1 protein-coding gene and 1 pseudogene are annotated in these 1,043 nt (G+C 47.6%); both read left to right on the forward strand.

Features of this window, described 5'->3' with window-relative positions; all coding sequences use genetic code 11:
• The first annotated feature begins 132 nt into the window (after positions 1-132).
• Positions 133-842 (forward strand): annotated as a pseudogene (locus ACWHAR_RS23120) (phosphoadenylyl-sulfate reductase).
• A 112-nt stretch (positions 843-954) separates the two neighbouring features.
• A partial coding sequence (locus ACWHAR_RS23125) for a hypothetical protein (protein ID WP_452087952.1) occupies positions 955-1,043 on the forward strand: 89 nt, incomplete at its 3' end.

The raw sequence follows: 1,043 nt of genomic DNA on the forward strand, positions 1-1,043 counted from the left end.
GGCTCTTAATGGTTCCGCACCTCATTTTAGGCGGGCGCGGCACGTAAAAACCCTGAACCTTTATGCAAAAAATGAATAGTCTGCCTATAACTCGATCAATAGATAAAAAGCAGATACAAACGGGGGAAAACATTGAACGAAACCATCACATATGACACATGGAACGACATGCTGTCCAAACAGGTAACGGATCAATTGATCGATGAGCTCGATGTGTTGAAATGGGCTTACCGAACGTACGGAGAAAAGATTGTGTACGCCTGCAGCTTTGGCGCAGAAGGAATGGTGCTTCTCGACTTAATATCAAAAATCAACAAAAACGCACACATCATCTTTTTGGATACCGGGCTTCATTTTCAGGAAACATATGAGCTGATCGAGACCGTCAAAGAACGAAATCCGGGATTTGCAATCCAAATGCTCGAACCCGAGCTGAGCTTAACAGAACAGGGGACGAAGTACGGCGGAGAGCTGTGGAAGCATAACCCGAACTCTGCTGCCAATTGCGGAAAATCGAACCGCTCAAAAAGCACCTGTCCGGCATGACAGCTTGGATTTCAGGACTGCGCCGGGATCAGTCACCAACGAGAAAGCATATTCAATACGTAAACCTGGACCAGAAGTTTGAGCTCATCAAAATTTGCCCGCTCATCCACTGGACATGGGATGACGTTTGGACGTACATCCGCCTGCACAATTTGCCTTATAACAAACTGCACGATCAACATTACCCGAGCATAGGCTGTGAAATGTGTACATTGCCTTCCCCGGACCCGAACGATGAGAGGGCTGGAAGATGGGCCGGACGGGAGAAAACAGAATGCGGCCTGCATCAGGAATAGCGGATGGCAGGTTCTTGATGTGAGAGTCGAAATGATGTTGAGGCGCTGATGTCAAACTTTCATTAACTGCAGCAAAGAAAACAAGGAAACGTATAATTGGAGGTTGAACACGTTGAATGGAAACGAACCCCATGGAGGGGTATTAATCAACCGCTGTGATCCCGCATGCCATTTTGAAGGGTGCGCGTGCCAAGCAGAGCT

It is taken from the genome of Bacillus sp. LR--39 (assembly GCF_053613335.1).